Source organism: Vibrio sp. Vb0349 (assembly GCF_033338975.1).
Genome location: NZ_JAWOTS010000304.1, coordinates 1 through 1195, shown reverse-complemented (window position 1 = coordinate 1195; position 1195 = coordinate 1). Strand labels below are relative to the sequence as shown.

At 45.9% G+C, this 1195-nt stretch carries 1 protein-coding gene; it reads right to left on the bottom strand.

The window, feature by feature from the left end; genetic code table 11:
• On the bottom strand, positions 1 to 1195 hold a 1195-nt coding region (gene nrdD / locus R7Q47_RS25385; protein WP_318090118.1), incomplete at both ends, for an anaerobic ribonucleoside-triphosphate reductase.

Genomic DNA, 1195 nt, shown 5'->3' with positions numbered 1-1195 from the left:
GAATTGGTGCAACGCGCGCTTTTACGTTCTCTAGACGAGAAATACGCGTTTCTAGTGCTTTACGAGCAAGACGTAGACGATCATCAAGCAGGTCATAGAACTTCTCTTCGCTGCCTTTTGCGCGAAGCGCAATACGCGGTAAGTTCAAGCTAACTACACCAAGGTTGTTACGACCTTCATGGATAAGTTCGCCATCCTCTTCGTAAGTGCCTAGGAAGCTACGACAACCCATAGGTGTTTTGAATGAACCCGTTACTTCCACGACTTTGTCATAGTTAAGAATGTCTGGGTACATACGTTTTGAAGCACACTCAAGTGCAAGTTTCTTAATGTCGTAGTTTGGATCTTCTGCCTTGTGGTTTAGACCGTCTTTAATACCGAACACCAATTTAGGGAATACGGCGGTTTTACGGTTTTTGCCAAGACCAGCGATACGGTTTTTCAAAATCGATTGCTGAATAAGACGAGACGCCCAGCTTGTACCAAGACCAAAACCAAACGTAACGAATGGCGTTTGACCATTTGCCGTGTGCAGTGTGTTTACTTCGTACTCTAGCGATTGGAATGCGTCGTAACACTCTTTCTCGGTGCGCGCTTTAGCAAACTCTTCTGGCTCGGCAATGTTCCACTCTTTCGCGATCTCTAGGTGCTTCTCATAGCTTGTCATAACGTATGGAGCAAGCACTTCGTCGATACGGTTGATTGTCGTACCGCCATAAATATGGCTAGCTACTTGAGCAATAATTTGCGCCGTCACTGCAGTCGCAGTTGAAATCGATTTAGGCGTGTCGATTTCTGCATTACCCATTTTGAAGCCGTGCGTTAGCATGCCTTTCAAATCGATAAGCATACAGTTAAACATCGGGAAGAATGGCGCGTAATCCAGATCGTGGTAGTGAATGTCACCCACTTCGTGTGCTTGAACCACATCACGAGGCAGGATGTGCGTTTTCGCGTAGTGCTTCGCCACGATACCCGCTAAAAGGTCACGCTGAGTTGGGATAACTTTGCCGTCTTTATTCGCGTTTTCGTTGATCAAATCAAGGTTACTTTCTTCAATCAAGCCTTCGATTTCACGAGTTAGTGCACTTTGCTTTTCACGCGCGATGTCGCGGTCATGGCGATATTCAATGTAAGAACGCGCTAGGGCTTTGTAAGGACCTTGCATGAGTTCATTTTCGACTAAGTCTTGAAT